Consider the following 16312-nt stretch of genomic DNA (forward strand, 5'->3'; position numbering starts at 1 on the left):
TACTTTACTCCTAATAAGAATTTTGGAGTAAATGTATGGGAATTGAAGCATACCAACAACAAAATGCGGTCTCTGATGATCCGTATTTATTGATACTTAAACTTTACGAAGGTTTATTAAAATATCTTTCTTTTGTTAAAAGTGCAATGGAAAATGGTGATGTAGAAGAAAAGTTTACATATATAAATAAATCTGTTGCAATCTTCGATGAATTAAGAAATGTTCTTGATTTTGATGGTGGTGATGTATCTTATTATTTAGATGGTTTATATCTATACCAAATTGAAATACTATTTTCATCAGGAATTGATGATAATGTAAATTCTATTAACCAAGTTATGAAAGTTGTTCAAGGTTTAATTGACGCATGGAAAGACGAGACAGGTCTTTAAAAGCCCTAGAGGAATTAATTTATATTGATTCTCTAGATTCTTATGAGAGAGCAGATGCCCTTGTAAGATGGTATAATAAATATCTCTCATCTGCAGATATAACTGAGTTTGATTTAGAAAAAAATGACTTAGAAAGACTTCTTGAACTATTTTACAAAAATATTAGCTTTCTAAAAGAACATAAAGAACAAACTAGAAAAGACATGGTTGATAACAAAAAAATGCAAAGATTTCTAGGTAATTAATTCTTTATTATTTTATAAGTATCTTCAAATAAATTTTCATTAAAAATATATGGTCTTATATTTTTAGGTAATTTAATTACTCTACATTTTTCTTTAAACTTTTTCGTCATAGTAGTATTTATAAAAGGTGAAATAAAAATATATTTTTTAGTTAGGTTTATACAAATTTTATGAGAAATTACAATTTCTTTTTGTTTTAAAATCTCATCTCTTTGAAGTTTAGAGAGTAAAATACCTCTTTTTTTTAGATTTTTATCTATTATTCTAAGGTTTAAATTATTATCCTCAAAACTATTGAAAATAGTTAATTCTTTTTTTTCTAAGATTGGCGATTGATTAATACTTAAAGAGTTTAAATCTTTTTGTAAATAATCAAAACTGTTTTTAACTCCAAGTTCAAATTCATCTAAAAACTTATTGGCATAATTTTTTCTAAAATAGTTTCTTTTATATTTTCCCTCAAAGTTACTTTGATCTGTAAAATATTTTATATTATTTTCATCTAAATATTTTAAAAGAACATTTTTAGAAGTATTTACTAGAGGTTTGAATATATTGTACGAACCGTTATTTTTATACTCTTCAAAAGAGATAAGTTCAGCTAGCCCAGCTCCTTTTGATAACTGCATAAAAAACCATTCTAATTTATCATTTAATTGATGAGCAGTAATGAGTGTTTCATATGAAAACTGTTCAATAATTTCTTCAAAAAAATCATATCTAATATCTCTAGCTTTTTTTTCAAAGTTTGATAAATTTTCAAGTTGAACATTTTTTATGTAGATTTCTTTATTATATTTCTTTGCTAATTTTTCTGCATATTGTATTTCTTCTTGTGATTGTTCTCTAATATTATAGTTAACAATTGCCATATCAAAAGGGATATTATTTTCTAAGAGAATAAAAAAAAGTGCAGTAGAATCAACACCAGCTGAAAATGCTAAAAGATTTTTATTGGTATTAATTCTAGTAATTTGTGGAGTCATTTTATTTTATTACTGTTGCAAGAAGCTTATCTCCCACAACTTCAGTAACCTTTACTGTATAAATTTGCCCAAATTTTAGTTGTTCTGGATTATTTTCATCATATAGTTCATTGTCATTAATATAAATTTCTCCATCAATATCTGGAGCCCAAGTAGTTTTTCTAGCACTTAGTAAATATTCATGTTCATCACTTTCACCATCTATATAAACTTCAAAAGTCTTTCCTCTTTCATTTTCTAAAGAGATTTGTGTTGTTTCTGAGATAATTTCTCCTAAAATTTCTGCTCTTGCATCAATAATTTCTTGAGGAACTTTATCTAATCTATCAAAAGCAGTTGTACCTTCTTCATCTGAATAAGAGAATACATTTGCCCTATCAAATTTATACTCTTTTAAATAGTCACATAATTCATCAAAATCATCTTGTGTTTCACCTGGATGTCCTACTATAAATGTAGATCTAACAAAAGAATTTGGAACATTTCTCATTGCATCCATAAGTTCTTTTAGTTTTTCTACTCCTTTTCCTCTTTTCATAATTTTTAAAAGGTTAGAAGAGATATGTTGAAGAGGCATATCAAAGTAGTTTTCAAATATATTTGAGTTTTTGATTTTTTCAATTAAAAATAACTCTGTTGTTGATGGGTATAGATATAAAATTCTAGCAGTTTTAATTCCATCAATCTTCTCTACTTCTTCTACAAGTTTTTCTAAACCATTTTTAATATCTAAGTCTCTTAAATATGAAGATGAATCTTGCGATACAAATGAAAAATCTGTATATCCATTTTTTACAAGATTGGTAACTTCTTTAACTAATGATTCTAAAGTACGAGAATGAAGCTTACCTTTAAAAGCTGGAATTGCACAGAAAGAACAAACTTGATTACATCCTTCGCTTAATTTGATATATGCATGATAAGATGAACCTGTGATAACTCTATCATTTTGTTCACTTAATAAAAATACTTCATTTGTAAAAGCACTTCTTTTTTCATTTACAAGAGTATCAATCTTGTCATAATCCCCAACACCAGTAAAAATATCAATTTCAGGTAACTCTTTTTGAAGTTCCTCTTGATATCGTTCACTTAAACAACCAGCCATTACAAGTACCGATTCTTCTTTTCTTTCATCATGGAGATTTAAAATAGTATTGATACTTTCTTCTTTAGCACTATCAATAAATCCACAGGTATTCACAATGATTACATCTGCAATTTCTGGATTATCAATAATCTCGTAATCTTTTAATTTTCCTAACATAATCTCTGAATCAACAAGGTTTTTTGTACAACCAAGACTTACTAGGTGTAAAGATTTTGTAGGTTTATTTTCACTAAATTTCATTTATATCTTATCTTTCTATTCTATTTTTGCGAATTCTAGCATAATCTACTAGAATTGTAAAACAGTTTTTTAAATTAATTTTATAACCAAATGTTATCAAGAAGCCTTGTTTGTCCAAACTTTGCAACTACTAGAATAATAGTATTATTTAATTCAATTTTTTTAATCTCATTAAATTCCCTATCCACAATAGCAACATATTCTAGATCAAGAGTTTGCATCACTTCATGGATTTTTTCTTTTATCACTTTTACATCTTTTTCTTCTTTTGCTACAAGTGTTGCTGCTGCATAAAGAGATTTTGAGATGAGTAAAGAGTCTTTTCTTTGTTTCTCATCTAAATAGATATTTCTTGAACTTAAAGCTAGACCATCAGATTCTCTTATTATTTCACATGCAACTATATTTATTGGTAAGAAAAAGTCTTTTACCATCTGAGTTATAAGTGATAATTGTTGAGCATCTTTTTTCCCAAAGTAAGCGTTTGTAGGTTGTGTTATTCCAAAAAGTTTCAATACAACTTGTAATACTCCATCAAAATGTCCAGGTCTTGTTTTCCCTTCTAATATATAGCTTTTATTAGGAGCTTTTAGTAAAACTTCTTCTTTTGTATACATAGTCTTTATTTCTGGCATAAATAGATAATCAACTTGGCACATTTCACATATTTTTTTATCTGCTTCATCTTTTCTTGGATAAGCATCTAAATCTTCCCCTGGTAAGAACTGTGTAGGGTTTACGAAAATAGAAACAATAACTACATCGTTTTCAATTCTAGCTTTTTTTATAAGAGAAATATGTCCATCGTGTAATGCACCCATTGTTGGTACAAAACCTACATTTGAAGTTATATTTTTTCTTATATTTTGTAGTTCTTCAATAGTTTTTAATATTTTCAAATATTTTCCTTATTCAAATCTTATATTTTATTTTGCATCATAGTTTGGATTTAGTTTGAGTAGAATTAAATCGGCAAGTAAGTTACCAATTAATGTCAACATTGCACCTATAATAAGTATTCCCATAATAACTGGATAATCATGGCTTAATGCACTATGAAAAAAAAGTAATCCCATTCCATCAATTGAAAATATTTTCTCTAAGATAACTGAACCACCGATTATCCCAGGTAGTGAAAGTCCAAGCATTGTTATAATAGGTGGATATAAATTAGGTAAAATATAATATCTTAGAATTTTTTTATCATCCAATCCACGAGAACGTGCAAAGAATATATAATCGGATTTCAGTATTTCAATTGTAAGCGATCTTATATATAAAGTTAAACTACCAATACCTAGAAAAGTCATTACGGTAATTGGCAAAATTAAATGCCAAGCAAAATCTAAATAGTAAGCTAAACTTCCATCATCAGGAACAGAATGTAGTCCAGCAATTGGAAGTATATTTAAGTTCATTGAAAATATAAGTACAAGTAAAAGTGCTAAATAAAATGAGGGCATCGAAAAACTTAAAAGGGATAATTGTCCTGTAAATCTATCAAAAAATGAATTTTTATTTAAAGCTGCTTTTATACCTAAATATAAAGAAATTACAAAAATTAAAAACATAGAAATAATATTTATTGTAAGTGTAATTGGTATTCTATCAAGGATTTCATTTTTAACCATTTCTCCACTTGCAAAAGAGATTCCAAAGTCAAGTTGAATAATAGCTGTAACCCAAGAAAAAAACTGTATATATAATGGTCTATCTAAACCATAAATAGCTTTTAATTGTGCAATAGATTCTTCAGTGATATTAGGATTTAATTCTCCACTTGCAAAAAAAGAATTAGGTGCAGCATTTATTGCTATAAAAGAGATAAGGCTTATAATAAATAACATGATAATAAGATATAATACTTTATTCAAAAATAATTTCATGGTTGGAATTATACACTAATTAGGTTTTAAAAATGATAGGTATAGATGTAACATCAGTAAATAGAATAAAAAATATGTATGAAAAATTTGGAAGACGTGCTTATGAACGTTTTTTAGATGATGAAGAAATAGCCTTAATTAAGCGCCCTGAGACTGCTGCAGGATTCTGGGCAGCAAAAGAAGCTGCGAGTAAAGCAATTGGTACAGGTATTGGAAAAGAGTGTTCTTTTCATGATTTAAAGATTAAAAAAAGTAAAAAAGGTGCTCCTAAATTAAAATATTCAAAATCTATACGTAAAAAATATAAAATTGATAAGACATTACTTTCTATAACTCATGACCAAGGAGTTGCTATTGCAGTTGTTCACAATATTCAAAAATAGAACTTGTAATATGTCTAACAATGAGAGTTATTTAAGAATAGTACTCTCTTTATTATTGTTAGTTTTAGCATTTATAAATAGCTGGATGCTTTTATTTATGATGTCTTTGATGCTTTTTTATACTGGTATTTCAAAAGTTTGTTTTTTATATCAATTATTTGATATTAATAAAATGATTAAGTTAGAAACACTATATTTAAGATATTTGCCAAAATATAATCCTGACCCAGTTTTTATTTTAGATGAAGAGGGAAAAGCAGTTTTTAAAAACGAACCTGCAAAAGAAAAACTTACTATTGATGATTTTCAAACTATCTTAGGTAAAGATACTCCTAAGGAGATTATAGAAGAAGAAAAGCTTATATCTATTCAATATGAGTGTGATGTAAGTAGAGTTTATCTGATAAATTTTAAAGGGGTTAAAAGTATTAATTTTATTTTAGCTTACACTACAGATATTACAGCTGCAATTGAAGCTGAACAAGAGATAATTAATACTCAAAAAGATGTTGTTTATACTATGGGTGCTATTGGTGAAACAAGAAGTAAAGAGACAGGAAATCATGTAAAAAGAGTTGCTATTTATTCTGAAATACTTGCATTAAAATATGGTTTGCCAAAAGAAGAGGCTGAACTTTTAAAGTTAGCAAGTCCTATGCATGATATTGGAAAAGTTGGGATAAAAGATGAAATATTAAATAAACCTGGAAAACTAACTGATGATGAGTTTAAGATTATGAAAACACACTCAACTCTTGGATATAATATGCTTAAAAATTCTGATAAACCTATTTTAAAAGCAGCTGCAATTGTAGCACAACAACATCATGAAAAATGGGATGGTACAGGTTATCCAAAAAAACTAAGTGGAGAGAATATTCATATTTTTGGTAGGATTACTGCTGTTGCAGATGTTTTTGATGCACTTGGTAGCAATAGGGTTTATAAAAAAGCTTGGGAGCTTGATAGAATTTTTGAACTATTTAAAGAAGAGAGAGGGAAACATTTTGATCCAAAGTTAGTGGATCTTTTTTTTGAACATTTTGAAGAAATAAATAAGATTAGAATAAAATATAAAGATAAATAGAACTAAATAGATTTTACTCTATTTAGTCTCTAGGTTTGTTATTAGAGTTTGCCCTAAGTTTATATTTGTTTGAGAACCTTCAATTGCTTTTCTTGTATCCTCAACTACACCATTAATTTTATTTTTAATTGTATCAGAACTTTCAAGTTGTCTATTTACATTACAAGAGATGCTATTTGAATTCTCACTATTTTGATTAGATACTTCAATTAAATTCTTTAATTTTTCTATAGCTTCTTTAGATATTTCTACACTATTTTTTACTAATGATTGAACAGCTTCATTTTTACTTGTAACTGAACTTGTCATTTGGCTAATTGTATCAATTTCACTACCAATATTTAAAGTAGATTGTTTTGATGAAGCTGCAAGTTTTTTTACTTCAGATGCAACAATAGCAAAGCCTCTACCATATTCTTTTGCTTTTGAAGCTTCGATTGCGGCATTTATTGCAAGTAAGTTTGTCTGCATAGATATTTTATCATTTACTTGAACTAATTCTGTTATAGAACTATTTTTTTCATTTAGTTCAGAGATAGTTTTTGAAAATTCATCTATTGCATCTGACATATTGTTTATTAAATCAAATAATTTTTGAACTAATTCAATAACATTTGTACTTTCATTTGATGCAAGTTTTGCAGAATTTAGAGAGTCACTTGACATAGCTTGTATTTCATTTGAGTGATTTATAAAATTATTAACTAGTTTTTCAATGTTTTCAATTTCTGTTAATCTGGTTTTTGAGGCGCTATTTACATTTATTGCATTGTTAGTAATATTTTGTGCTATATTCAATGAATCATTTAGATTTAATTTATCAAAAAGTGTTGCTTTTTGTTTTAAAATTTCTAGCTCATTTGAGTCTATTTCTTGTGTTGACACTTTTTATCCTTAATTGATGATATTTTCCATTGAGTTTTTTCATTACAATTATCACAAAATGGTATAACTTGCTCTTTTTTTACTTCTAAACAGCTATTACAACTAGTACATCTTAGTATTGCATTATCAACTGCTTTCTCACCTACATGGAATTTTAATTTCATAGTAATTGCTGTATACATTGAAACACAAAAGGGCACTGTAAATGTTAGAAAAAATTTAAAAAGATTTATATTTTGAAAATCTAATATAATTAGTTTTTCACCTTGGTTGATAAAATTAAGTATTATACCTACAACTAAAGCAATTTTTAATGCTCTAATAATAAGTTGTTTAGTACTTGCAATGGATAAAATAAGTTGTAGGTTTTGCAATGTTTTCCTTCTTATATATCAATGAAAAAACATTGTATCATATAATTTGTTTATTGTCTGTTTATATATCTTTCCAAAATTATTTTTGCAGCTAAGGAGTCAATCCTTCCATCTCTCTTGTATTTTATTTCACCTTTTATTAAATCTTCCGCTTCAATAGAACTCATATTTTCTTCTTGAAATACAACTTCTTTTTCAAAATCAAGTAGTTTTACAAAATGATTAATTCTTTTTTGCATATCATCACTTGCACTAGGAAATCCAACAACAAGTTTTTCTATTTCCCATTCTTTTAAAACTGTTAAGACATCATTTGAAGCTTGGTTTCTATTTTTGCGTAAAATTGCCGGAAGAGGCGTTACTATGTCACTTTGTAAGGATATTGCCATTCCTATTCTTTTTAGACCAATATCAATGCAAGCTAATTTCAATCAGTTTCCTTTAGTATATTTTAGATACTATTATATCCTTAAAAGAATAAAACTAGGAAAATATAAATGAAATTAGCTGTTTTTGATTTTGATTCAACACTTATGGATGGTGAGACTATTGACTTTTTAGCCAAGCCTCTAGGTTTAGAAGAAAAAGTTGCAGGAATTACTGAAAAAGCTATGGCTGGAGAGCTTGATTTTTTTGAATCTTTAGTAGAGAGAGTATCTTTGTTAAAAGGTTTAGAGTATTCAAAAGCTGTTGAGATCTGTAAAGATTTACCACTTATGCCGGGTGCTTATGAATTAATAAGTGAACTAAAAAAACAAGATTATAAAGTAGTGTGTTTTTCAGGTGGATTTAGAATTGGAACAACTCCTGCAAAGGAAAAACTTGGGCTTGATGCAGATTTTTCAAATATTTTACATGAAAAAGATGGGGTTTTAACAGGTCTTGTTGGTGGTGATATGATGTTTGGATTTTCAAAAGGTGATATGATTCAAAGAGTTCAGTCAATGCTTGGAGTTTCGAAAGAGAATACTTTAGTTGCAGGAGATGGAGCAAATGACGTTTCTATGTTTCCCTATGCAGGTAAAAGAGTTGCATTTTGTGCAAGAGATATTCTAAAAAAAGAGGCTAATATTATTGTTGATACAAAAGATTTAACAAAAATATTAGACCATATATAAAATAAGAAACATTCTTGTTTCTCTTTAGAGTTTGTTTCTTTAACAATTTTTTATAAATTGTGTTAAAAGAAATTTAAAAATAATAGGTACCTAAAAAAAGGAACCTTTTTTAAGGAATAAATAATGAGTTTAAAAGAAGATATTAATTTTTCATTGTGGTGTGATTTTATTGAAAGAGATTTTTTAGAAAATAAGTTTCAAGATATCATAAAGGATGAAATAATTCATGGAGCTACTTCAAACCCAGCAATTTTTGAATCATCAATTTCTAACTCAGTTGCATATGCACAACAACTTCAAATGTTACAAGCAAATGAAGCAAAGACTATTTATGAAGAATTAGCAATTACAGATATAAAAAGAGCTGCAGAACTTTTAGATGATTTACATCTTGAAGATTTAAATGATGGATTTATCTCTATTGAAGTTGACCCTTTATTATGTGATGATACGCAAGGGACTATTGAAGAGGGTATTAGATTAAATTCACAAATTGGTTCAGATAATGTTATGATTAAAGTACCTGCAACAGAGGCAGGATACGAAGCTATGAAAGAGCTTACTTCAAATGGTATTCATGTAAATGCAACTTTAATTTTCTCTCCTGAGCAGGCTATAAAATGTGCAAAAGCATTAGATGAAGGAATAAAAGCATCAAATAAAGATATTAAAGCAGTAGTTTCTGTATTTGTTTCAAGATTTGATAGAATGTGTGATTTAGAATTTAAAGAAAAAGGTCTAGAAACTGGTAAACTTGGAATTATGAATGCTACAAAATGTTACCATGAAGTTGAAAAAATAGCTAACAAAAATATTAGAACACTTTTTGCAAGTACTGGCGTAAAAGGTGATGACTTACCTCAAAGTTATTATGTAGATACACTAATTTATCCAAACTCTGTAAATACTGCACCTTTAGCTACTATAGAAGACTGGTTAGAAAATGGTAAAAAAGAAGAATCAGAAATCATTTCAGAAGTAGATTGTGACAAATATTTTGAAATATTAATGTCAAATAAAATAGATGTAAATAGAGTGTACGATGAGCTTTTAAATGATGGATTGGAGTCTTTTAAAGATTCATTTAAAGTACTTCTTTCAAAATTACAAAAAAATTAAATTTATAAAAAAGTAACCTAGAAGTAACTTTCTAGGTTATATATAAACTACTTAAGTCAAATTTCGATAAAATCCCTAACTATTTAAAAACAAGGTAAGATTATGAATAACTGGAATCCTAGTAGTTGGAGAGATTTTCCAATAAAACAACAACCAACATACACAGATTTAGAAAAATTAAAAAAAGTAGAGAAAGAATTATCATCTTATCCTCCTTTGATTTTTGCAGGTGAAGCAGAAAGATTAAAAGGACAATTAGCAAATGTAGCAGCAGGGAAAGCTTTCCTTTTACAAGGTGGAGATTGTGCTGAGTCATTTGATGCTTTTAATGCAAATAATATTAAAGACTTATTTAAAGTAATGATGCAAATGGCAGTAGTTTTAACTTTTTCAGGTGGATGTCCTGTTGTAAAAGTTGGACGAGTTGCTGGACAGTTTGCAAAGCCAAGATCTGCTGATTTTGAAGAAGTAAATGGAATTTCATTGCCTTCTTATAGAGGTGATATTATTAATACTGCTGGTTTTTCAGAAAAAGAGAGAACACCAAAAGCAAAAAGACTTTTAAAAGCTTATAACCAAAGTGCATCAACTCTAAACTTACTTAGAGCATTTGCTAGAGGTGGAATGGCAGATTTACATCAAGTTCACGCATGGAATTTAGATTTTGTTAAAGACAATGCTTTAGGTGAAAAATATGATCAACTAGCAGCAAAAATTTCTGAAACAATGAAGTTTATGGAAGCCTGTGGAATTACTGGTGATAATACAGTACAACTTAAAGAAACAGTACTTTATACTTCACATGAAGCACTATTACTTAATTATGAAGAAGCTTTAACTAGACAAGATTCGTTAAGTGGAAAATGGTATGACTGTTCTGCTCATATGTTATGGATTGGTGATAGAACTAGAGATTTAGATGGTGCACACTTAGAGTATTTTAGAGGTATTAATAACCCAATTGGTTGTAAAGTTGGACCTTCTATGAAAGAAGATGAATTACTTAAACTTATTGATGCTTTAAATCCAGAAAATGAAGCTGGTAGACTTAACTTAATAGTTAGAATGGGACATGATAAAGTATCTGATATTTTCCCTAAGCTTTTAAAAAGAGTTGAGAGTGAAGGAAAAAATATCGTATGGTCTTGTGATCCTATGCATGGAAATGTAGAAAAAGCTCCAAATGGATATAAAACAAGAGATTTTGCAAATATTTTATCTGAGGTAAAACAGTTCTTCCAAATCCATAAAGCACAAGGAAGTGTTGCAGGTGGTATTCACTTAGAAATGACTGGACAAAATGTAACAGAATGTACAGGAAGTACAAGTTCAGCAATTACAGCTGATGGACTTGCAAGTAGATATCATACTCAATGTGATCCACGATTAAATGCAGACCAATCTTTAGAGCTAGCATTTATGATTGCTGATACTTTAAAAGAGGCTAGAAATTAATTTTAATTTATAGGCATAAAAAAAGGGAGAATAGAAAATCTATTCTCCCTTTTTTATTTTAAACTTTATAAAAAAGTCTCTTTATAAATCTCTTCTTTAAATCCTACAAGAACTTTATCATCATATTCAACAATTGGTCTTTTAAGAAGCATTGGCTCTTTACAAAGCCATTCAAATTTACCATTATCATCTAAGTTTAGTTCTTTTAGTTTTAAACTTCTGTATTTTGTTCCACGAGAATTAAATACTACGTCAATACCTGCTTTTTCAATCCAAGACTTGATAGAAGTTGAAGCTGGTGTCTCTTTTTTTAAATCAAAAAAGTCAGCTTCTATATTGTTATCCTTAAAAAACCTTAAGGCTTTTCTAACAGAGTCTCAGGTTTTTATTCCAATTACCTGAATCATCATTATTCCTTAAAAATGTCCCATTTTGAAGGGATCTATTCATATTTGTCTACTTTTTAACAGAATTTATAAAAAATCCTTAAAAGTAGGAAAACTCTAAAGGACTTTACGCGTAAAGCCTATTCTATAATTTTTGGTACGATAAAGTACCCTTCTTCACTTTTTGGAGCGTGTTTTAAAATATGATTTGAAAGCTCTAAGTCTTGACTTGCCACATCTTCTCTTAAAGGTGTTCCACCTTCAATAGTACTAAATGTTGCTTCAATATTAGATACATCAATTTCATTTAAATTTTCAACAAAGTTAATAATATCAGCAAGCTCAGACTTTAAGTTTTCTTTTTTTGCATCTTCAATCTCTAAAGAAGAAAGCTTTGCTAACTTATTAATTAGTTTATCATCAACTGTCATTTTTTTCCTTCATACATTTTATGTGAGTATTTACCTCTTTTGTATAATCTTTTAACCAAAGATTTACAACAGTTCCTTTTAGTGGAGTCGAGTCTCCTTTAACTCCATAAATAAATACTGACATTGTAAAATAGGTATTATTATACCTAAAAAGAGTTTGTTCTGGAGTTAACTGCATTTCATATGCATCTTCTAAATAATCATTCCAAAAATTTTCAAAGTCATCATTTATTGTGTTTGCAATATCTGTATCTGCAAACCTATAAATTTCAGCACGTGCAAGATTTACTTCATCAATTTTATTGTTCATTTTTTTATATTTCCAAAAGCCTGATTTTATAGGATATATATACTCTTTATCTTTTACAAAATAATCTTTTTTTAATACTTTATCATTTATTTTAATTTCATTATCAAACTTTGTATCTATAAAAATTCCATTTGGAAAGTTTTCATCCAAAAGTTCTGATAATGCTTCTGGTGTTTCATAGAATTTTTCAGGGTTAAAATATGGGCTACATTCATTTGCATTTAAAATATTAAAGCAGAGAAGAAAAAGTAATACTTTTATCAAAATAACAATCCTATTTTCTTTTCTCGTAGAAATCTTTTTTAAACTCAATCCAGTTGTCAGATAATATTGCTTCTCTTGCCTGTTTCATAAGATTTAAATAGTAGTGAATATTATGCATAGAACCCAGTCTAAAATATGTCATTTCACCGGCTCTATATAAATGATTTAAATATGCTCTAGAGAAGTTTTTACAAGTGTAACAATCACACTCTTCATCAATTGGTTTTGCATCTTCTTTGAATTTTGCACCTCTTATATTTAATCTTCCAAAAGAAGTAAATAGAGTTCCATTTCTAGCATTTCTAGTTGGCATAACACAGTCAAACATATCTACCCCACGTTCTATATTTTCAATTAAATCTTCAGGTGTTCCAACTCCCATAAGATATCTGGGTTTATCTTTTGGCATAAAATCAGTTGTCCACTCAACTGTTTCATACATATCAGCATTTGGTTCTCCAACACTAAGTCCACCAATTGCAAAGCCATCAAAATCATTAAGTGCACAAAGTTGCTCTGCACTCATTTTTCTAAACTCTTTATCTGTTCCACCTTGAATGATTGCAAAAATATTTTGTTTAGTTCCTATACCTTTTTCTTTTTGAGACATATGATATGTGATGGCTTCTTTTGCCCAAGCAGTTGTTCTTTCAATAGATTTCTGAATTCTCTCTTTTGTATTTGGAAGTGCTACTAAATCATCTAAAATCATCATGATATCAGAGCCTAATTCATATTGTGTATCAAGTACGCCTTTAGGTGTAAAATAGTGTTTACTTCCATCAATATGAGATTTAAACATAATACCATTTTCATCTGGTTTTGAAGTATCACTCAATGAGAATGCTTGAAAGCCTCCTGAATCAGTTAAAAAAGAGTTTGGAAATTTTGAAAAGCCGTGCAATCCTCCAAATTTTTTAATAAGTTTACTTCCTGGTCTTAAATATAAGTGATAAGTATTTCCTAAAATTATTTTCGCACCCATGCTTAACATATCATTTGCATCAAGTGCTTTTACAGTAGCTTGTGTTCCAACAGGCATAAAAACAGGTGTTTGAATTGTACTATGTTCAGTTTCAATTGTACAAGCTCTTGTTTTATGTGTTGATGTAGCATCTATTTTAAATTTCATTTATTTTTCATTTCCTTTTACTAAAATAAGATTATATCTAAGAAATGATTGATATATAATTTCACAAGCATAAAATAATTAAATAAAGTTATTTATTTTTGACTTTATAAATCTAATATATAAAAAGTGTTACAATTTCAGTTAAGGATTAATAAATGAAAAGAATATTATTTGTTATTTTTATACTATCTTCAACTGTCTTTTCTAGAGAGTTAGTACTTACCTTAGATGAAGCCATAGACTTAGCTCTAAAAAATAATGCTTTAAATAGAATCTCAAAACTTAATTTAGAAATTGCAAATGCTCAATATCAACAAGCTCTTAGTTCAAATTATCCAAGTTTAGATGCAGTTTTTTATGCTTCAAGAGATAAAAATGATACAATTTTTCAACAAAGAGGAGTTTTTACTTTATCTTCTGATTTGACAAAAACTTTGGCTTTAGCAAATACTTTAAATATTCCAGAAGATGCTCCCGGTATATTGACTACTAGAACAGCTACTCAGGCTGTAATTTCAGGAACACCATCTAGTTCTTTTCCTAGTGGTGAAATCAGTGCAGATATTGATACCAAAGCAAAAGGCCGAGATACTGCAAGAGGTCAATTAGAATTAAATTATCCTATTTACACAGGTGGAAAGTTATCTGCAATAATTGAGCAAGCTAGATTAAACAAAAGCATTATGAAACAATCAATTGTAAGAGATGAAAATAGTATAGTATTTGATGTTAAAAAGTATTATTATGGGTATGTTTTAACAAGTGAATTATCAAAATTAGTAAATAAAATTTATGATAATATGAAATTTAGTACTGAACTAGCAAAAGAATTTTTAGAAAATGGTAGTGATTTGAAAATCAATAAAACAGATTATTTAAATGCAAAATTAACTACTTCTCTTATTCAATCTACATTAGCCAAGATTGAATTAAATAAAAAAATGCTTGAAGGTGCAATTTCAAATTTAGTAGGTTTAAAATATAGTGATAATTTGAAAATAGTTTATGATAATCAAAGTATTTTAAAGCAAAATAAGTCATTGCAAGAGTTAATTAAAAAGTCATATGATTTAAACCCTGATATGAATAGTATAAATCTTGCATTAAAAATTAAAAAGCAACAAATCAAAGAGGCAGATTCAAATAACTATCCTATGGTAAATTTATTTGGAAATGTAAGTAAGACTTATAATTCATATGAGTATGGATACTTAAATGAAGACAATGAAAACTCGTGGAGTATCGGTGTCGCATTGAAATTGTCTCTTTTTGATGGTTTTAAAACGAAAAATAAAGTTATAGAGAAAAAGATAGATAAAAAAATTGTTGAAGAGCAAAAGGTTCTTTTAGAAGAGGGATTAGCTCTACAGCTTAAAAATGAGTTTATAAAAAGTTCAATTGGATATAAACAAATTGAAATATTAAAAGATGCAGTTAAAACAGCTAGTGAAAATAGTAGAATGAATTTTAAAGGATTTCAGTATGAAATGATTGAAGCAAAAGAGTTAATTCAATCACAACTTATTGAAGTATATGTGAAAGCAGATCATTTAAAATATATTCATGATTATTTAGTATCTTTAGCTACCATTGATAAATTAGTTGGTACCAAAATAGATGAGAAATTTTAAATATTTATATATCATATTATTTTTAGCTCTTTCTTTAAATGCCGTGAATAAGGATTTAACAAAAGAGTATTACTTTGGTGTAGCAATAAATAAATTTAATAAAGCCAATCAAAATCGAATAAAATATTTACTTCTTAGACTTACGAATGAAATGCAAAGTTTGTATAAAGCAAAGATAAACATTGTATTTATAGAAAATGACAAGGATTTGTTAAAAGATTTTCAATCATTTAATAAAATGAATGCAATGGTAGTTTATACAAACTTTTATTTACAAAATAAAGAAGAGTTAAAAAAAGTATCAATGAATCCATTTTTATTTAATAGTGCTAGCCAAGAGAAAAACCAATACTATTTAATAGCAAATAAAGAATCAAATATAAAAACAGTAAAAGATTTAAAAAATAAGACCTATGCAGGCTATGTTGCAGATGATGGATATGAGGTATGGTTAGATTATATAGTTAGAAAAGAATTAAACACTTCTATTGAAAATATTATTAAAGAAAAAAATATAAAACAAAAAAACAAAAAGCTACTTTTAGATGTCTACTTTAATAAATCAGATTTTACAGTTGTATCAAAAGTAGTATATAACGATATGCTTTTATTAAATCCTGCAATAGAAAAAAATACAGTAATAATAGAAAAGTCAGAACCAATTTTCTTTTTTGGTTTAGGTTTATTTCATAAAAATACTCCTAAAGAGCTTGTTGAAGACTTCTTTAAAATAGTAGATAATGGGGATTTTAATAGAAAGTTTAAAGAATTATTTCTAATATTAAATTTATACGGCTTACAAAAAACATCTTTTGAAGATTTAAGAAGTTTAGATACTTACTATGATGAATATAATAGATTAAAAAAGAGTAACTAA

Annotated in this window: 19 protein-coding genes and 1 pseudogene; 9 read left to right on the forward strand and 11 right to left on the reverse strand. The window is 27.7% G+C overall.

Features of this window, described 5'->3' with window-relative positions; translation table 11 throughout:
* Window positions 1–35 precede the first annotated feature (35 nt).
* Together fliS and BT997_RS05060 are read left to right on the forward strand one after the other, a co-directional pair.
* A complete protein-coding gene (gene fliS, locus BT997_RS05055) occupies window positions 36–392 on the forward strand; it encodes a flagellar export chaperone FliS (RefSeq protein WP_072680369.1) in 357 nt (118 codons plus the stop codon).
* Window positions 368–637 (forward strand): hypothetical protein, encoded by a 270-nt coding sequence (locus BT997_RS05060; protein WP_072680370.1) that lies wholly within the window; start codon window positions 368–370, stop codon window positions 635–637. The genes fliS and BT997_RS05060 overlap by 25 nt, the downstream gene beginning before the upstream one ends.
* On the opposite strand, the gene tilS is transcribed toward BT997_RS05060, so the two are convergent.
* The 4 genes from tilS to BT997_RS05080 all read right to left on the reverse strand — a co-directional run bounded on the left by tilS (window position 634) and on the right by BT997_RS05080 (window position 4860).
* On the reverse strand, window positions 634–1623 hold the full coding sequence (gene tilS, locus BT997_RS05065) for a tRNA lysidine(34) synthetase TilS (protein WP_072680371.1): 990 nt from the start codon (window positions 1621–1623) through the stop codon (window positions 634–636). The two genes, BT997_RS05060 and tilS, sit on opposite strands and share 4 nt — an antisense overlap.
* 1 nt (window position 1624) lies before the next feature.
* Window positions 1625–2974, reverse strand: coding sequence for a 30S ribosomal protein S12 methylthiotransferase RimO (gene rimO, locus BT997_RS05070; RefSeq protein WP_072680372.1), 1350 nt, complete (start codon window positions 2972–2974; stop codon window positions 1625–1627).
* A gap of 80 nt (window positions 2975–3054) precedes the next feature.
* On the reverse strand, window positions 3055–3873 hold the full coding sequence (panC, locus tag BT997_RS05075) for a pantoate--beta-alanine ligase (protein ID WP_072680373.1): 819 nt from the start codon (window positions 3871–3873) through the stop codon (window positions 3055–3057).
* A 27-nt stretch (window positions 3874–3900) separates the two neighbouring features.
* Entirely contained in the window at window positions 3901–4860 is a 960-nt protein-coding gene (locus BT997_RS05080) for an ABC transporter permease (protein WP_072680374.1), read from the reverse strand.
* A gap of 32 nt (window positions 4861–4892) precedes the next feature.
* Between BT997_RS05080 and acpS the strand changes: the two genes are divergently transcribed.
* A complete protein-coding gene (gene acpS / locus BT997_RS05085; protein WP_072680375.1) occupies window positions 4893–5243 on the forward strand; it encodes a holo-ACP synthase in 351 nt (116 codons plus the stop codon).
* Window positions 5215–6330 carry an HD domain-containing phosphohydrolase gene (locus BT997_RS15770; protein ID WP_258239427.1) on the forward strand — a complete coding sequence of 372 codons (1116 nt, stop codon included), beginning with the start codon at window positions 5215–5217 and terminating at the stop codon, window positions 6328–6330. Before acpS ends, BT997_RS15770 begins: the two co-directional genes overlap by 29 nt.
* An 18-nt stretch (window positions 6331–6348) precedes the next feature.
* Here the strand turns inward: BT997_RS15770 and BT997_RS05095 are convergent, their stop codons facing one another.
* The 3 genes from BT997_RS05095 to ruvX are packed head-to-tail and all read right to left on the reverse strand — an operon-like array spanning window position 6349 to window position 8020.
* Window positions 6349–7215 (reverse strand): methyl-accepting chemotaxis protein, encoded by an 867-nt coding sequence (locus tag BT997_RS05095; protein ID WP_072680377.1) that lies wholly within the window; start codon window positions 7213–7215, stop codon window positions 6349–6351.
* Window positions 7197–7589 carry a nitrate/nitrite transporter NrtS gene (nrtS, locus tag BT997_RS15415; RefSeq protein ID WP_143145159.1) on the reverse strand — a complete coding sequence of 131 codons (393 nt, stop codon included), beginning with the start codon at window positions 7587–7589 and terminating at the stop codon, window positions 7197–7199. Before nrtS ends, BT997_RS05095 begins: the two co-directional genes overlap by 19 nt.
* Window positions 7590–7639: 50 nt before the next feature.
* Complete coding sequence (ruvX, locus tag BT997_RS05105; protein ID WP_072680379.1) at window positions 7640–8020, reverse strand: Holliday junction resolvase RuvX; 381 nt, start codon at window positions 8018–8020, stop codon at window positions 7640–7642.
* Between the two features lie 66 nt (window positions 8021–8086).
* Between ruvX and serB the strand changes: the two genes are divergently transcribed.
* The 3 genes from serB (at window position 8087) to BT997_RS05120 (ending at window position 11281) form a co-directional block, all read left to right on the forward strand.
* Window positions 8087–8707, forward strand: a complete 621-nt coding sequence (serB, locus tag BT997_RS05110; protein WP_072680380.1) for a phosphoserine phosphatase SerB — start codon at window positions 8087–8089, stop codon at window positions 8705–8707.
* A 123-nt stretch (window positions 8708–8830) separates the two neighbouring features.
* Entirely contained in the window at window positions 8831–9826 is a 996-nt protein-coding gene (locus tag BT997_RS05115; protein WP_072680381.1) for a transaldolase, read from the forward strand.
* 102 nt (window positions 9827–9928) lie between these two features.
* Window positions 9929–11281, forward strand: coding sequence for a class II 3-deoxy-7-phosphoheptulonate synthase (locus BT997_RS05120; protein WP_072680382.1), 1353 nt, complete (start codon window positions 9929–9931; stop codon window positions 11279–11281).
* 65 nt (window positions 11282–11346) lie between these two features.
* Here BT997_RS05120 and BT997_RS05125 read toward each other — a convergent pair.
* The 4 genes and pseudogenes from BT997_RS05125 to tgt form a co-directional block, all read right to left on the reverse strand.
* A pseudogene (locus BT997_RS05125) lies at window positions 11347–11646 on the reverse strand (arsenate reductase family protein); the annotation flags it as partial.
* Between the two features lie 161 nt (window positions 11647–11807).
* The gene (gene gatC, locus BT997_RS05130) at window positions 11808–12098 is read right to left on the reverse strand and encodes an Asp-tRNA(Asn)/Glu-tRNA(Gln) amidotransferase subunit GatC (protein ID WP_072680383.1); all 291 of its coding nucleotides are present in this window, start codon (window positions 12096–12098) and stop codon (window positions 11808–11810) included.
* Window positions 12088–12672: a hypothetical protein gene (locus BT997_RS05135; RefSeq protein ID WP_072680384.1), complete on the reverse strand. Its 585-nt coding sequence runs from the start codon at window positions 12670–12672 to the stop codon at window positions 12088–12090. The genes gatC and BT997_RS05135 overlap by 11 nt, the downstream gene beginning before the upstream one ends.
* Before the next feature lie 10 nt (window positions 12673–12682).
* A complete protein-coding gene (gene tgt, locus BT997_RS05140; protein ID WP_072680385.1) occupies window positions 12683–13804 on the reverse strand; it encodes a tRNA guanosine(34) transglycosylase Tgt in 1122 nt (373 codons plus the stop codon).
* Window positions 13805–13959: 155 nt separating this feature from the next.
* Here tgt and BT997_RS05145 point away from each other — a divergent pair, with 155 nt between their 5' ends.
* Window positions 13960–15435, forward strand: a complete 1476-nt coding sequence (locus BT997_RS05145) for a TolC family protein (RefSeq protein ID WP_072680386.1) — start codon at window positions 13960–13962, stop codon at window positions 15433–15435.
* On the forward strand, window positions 15422–16312 hold the full coding sequence (locus tag BT997_RS05150; protein ID WP_072680387.1) for a PhnD/SsuA/transferrin family substrate-binding protein: 891 nt from the start codon (window positions 15422–15424) through the stop codon (window positions 16310–16312). The genes BT997_RS05145 and BT997_RS05150 overlap by 14 nt, the downstream gene beginning before the upstream one ends.

The sequence above is a fragment of the Arcobacter sp. LA11 genome (assembly GCF_001895145.1).
Classification (GTDB): Bacteria; Campylobacterota; Campylobacteria; order Campylobacterales; family Arcobacteraceae; genus Halarcobacter.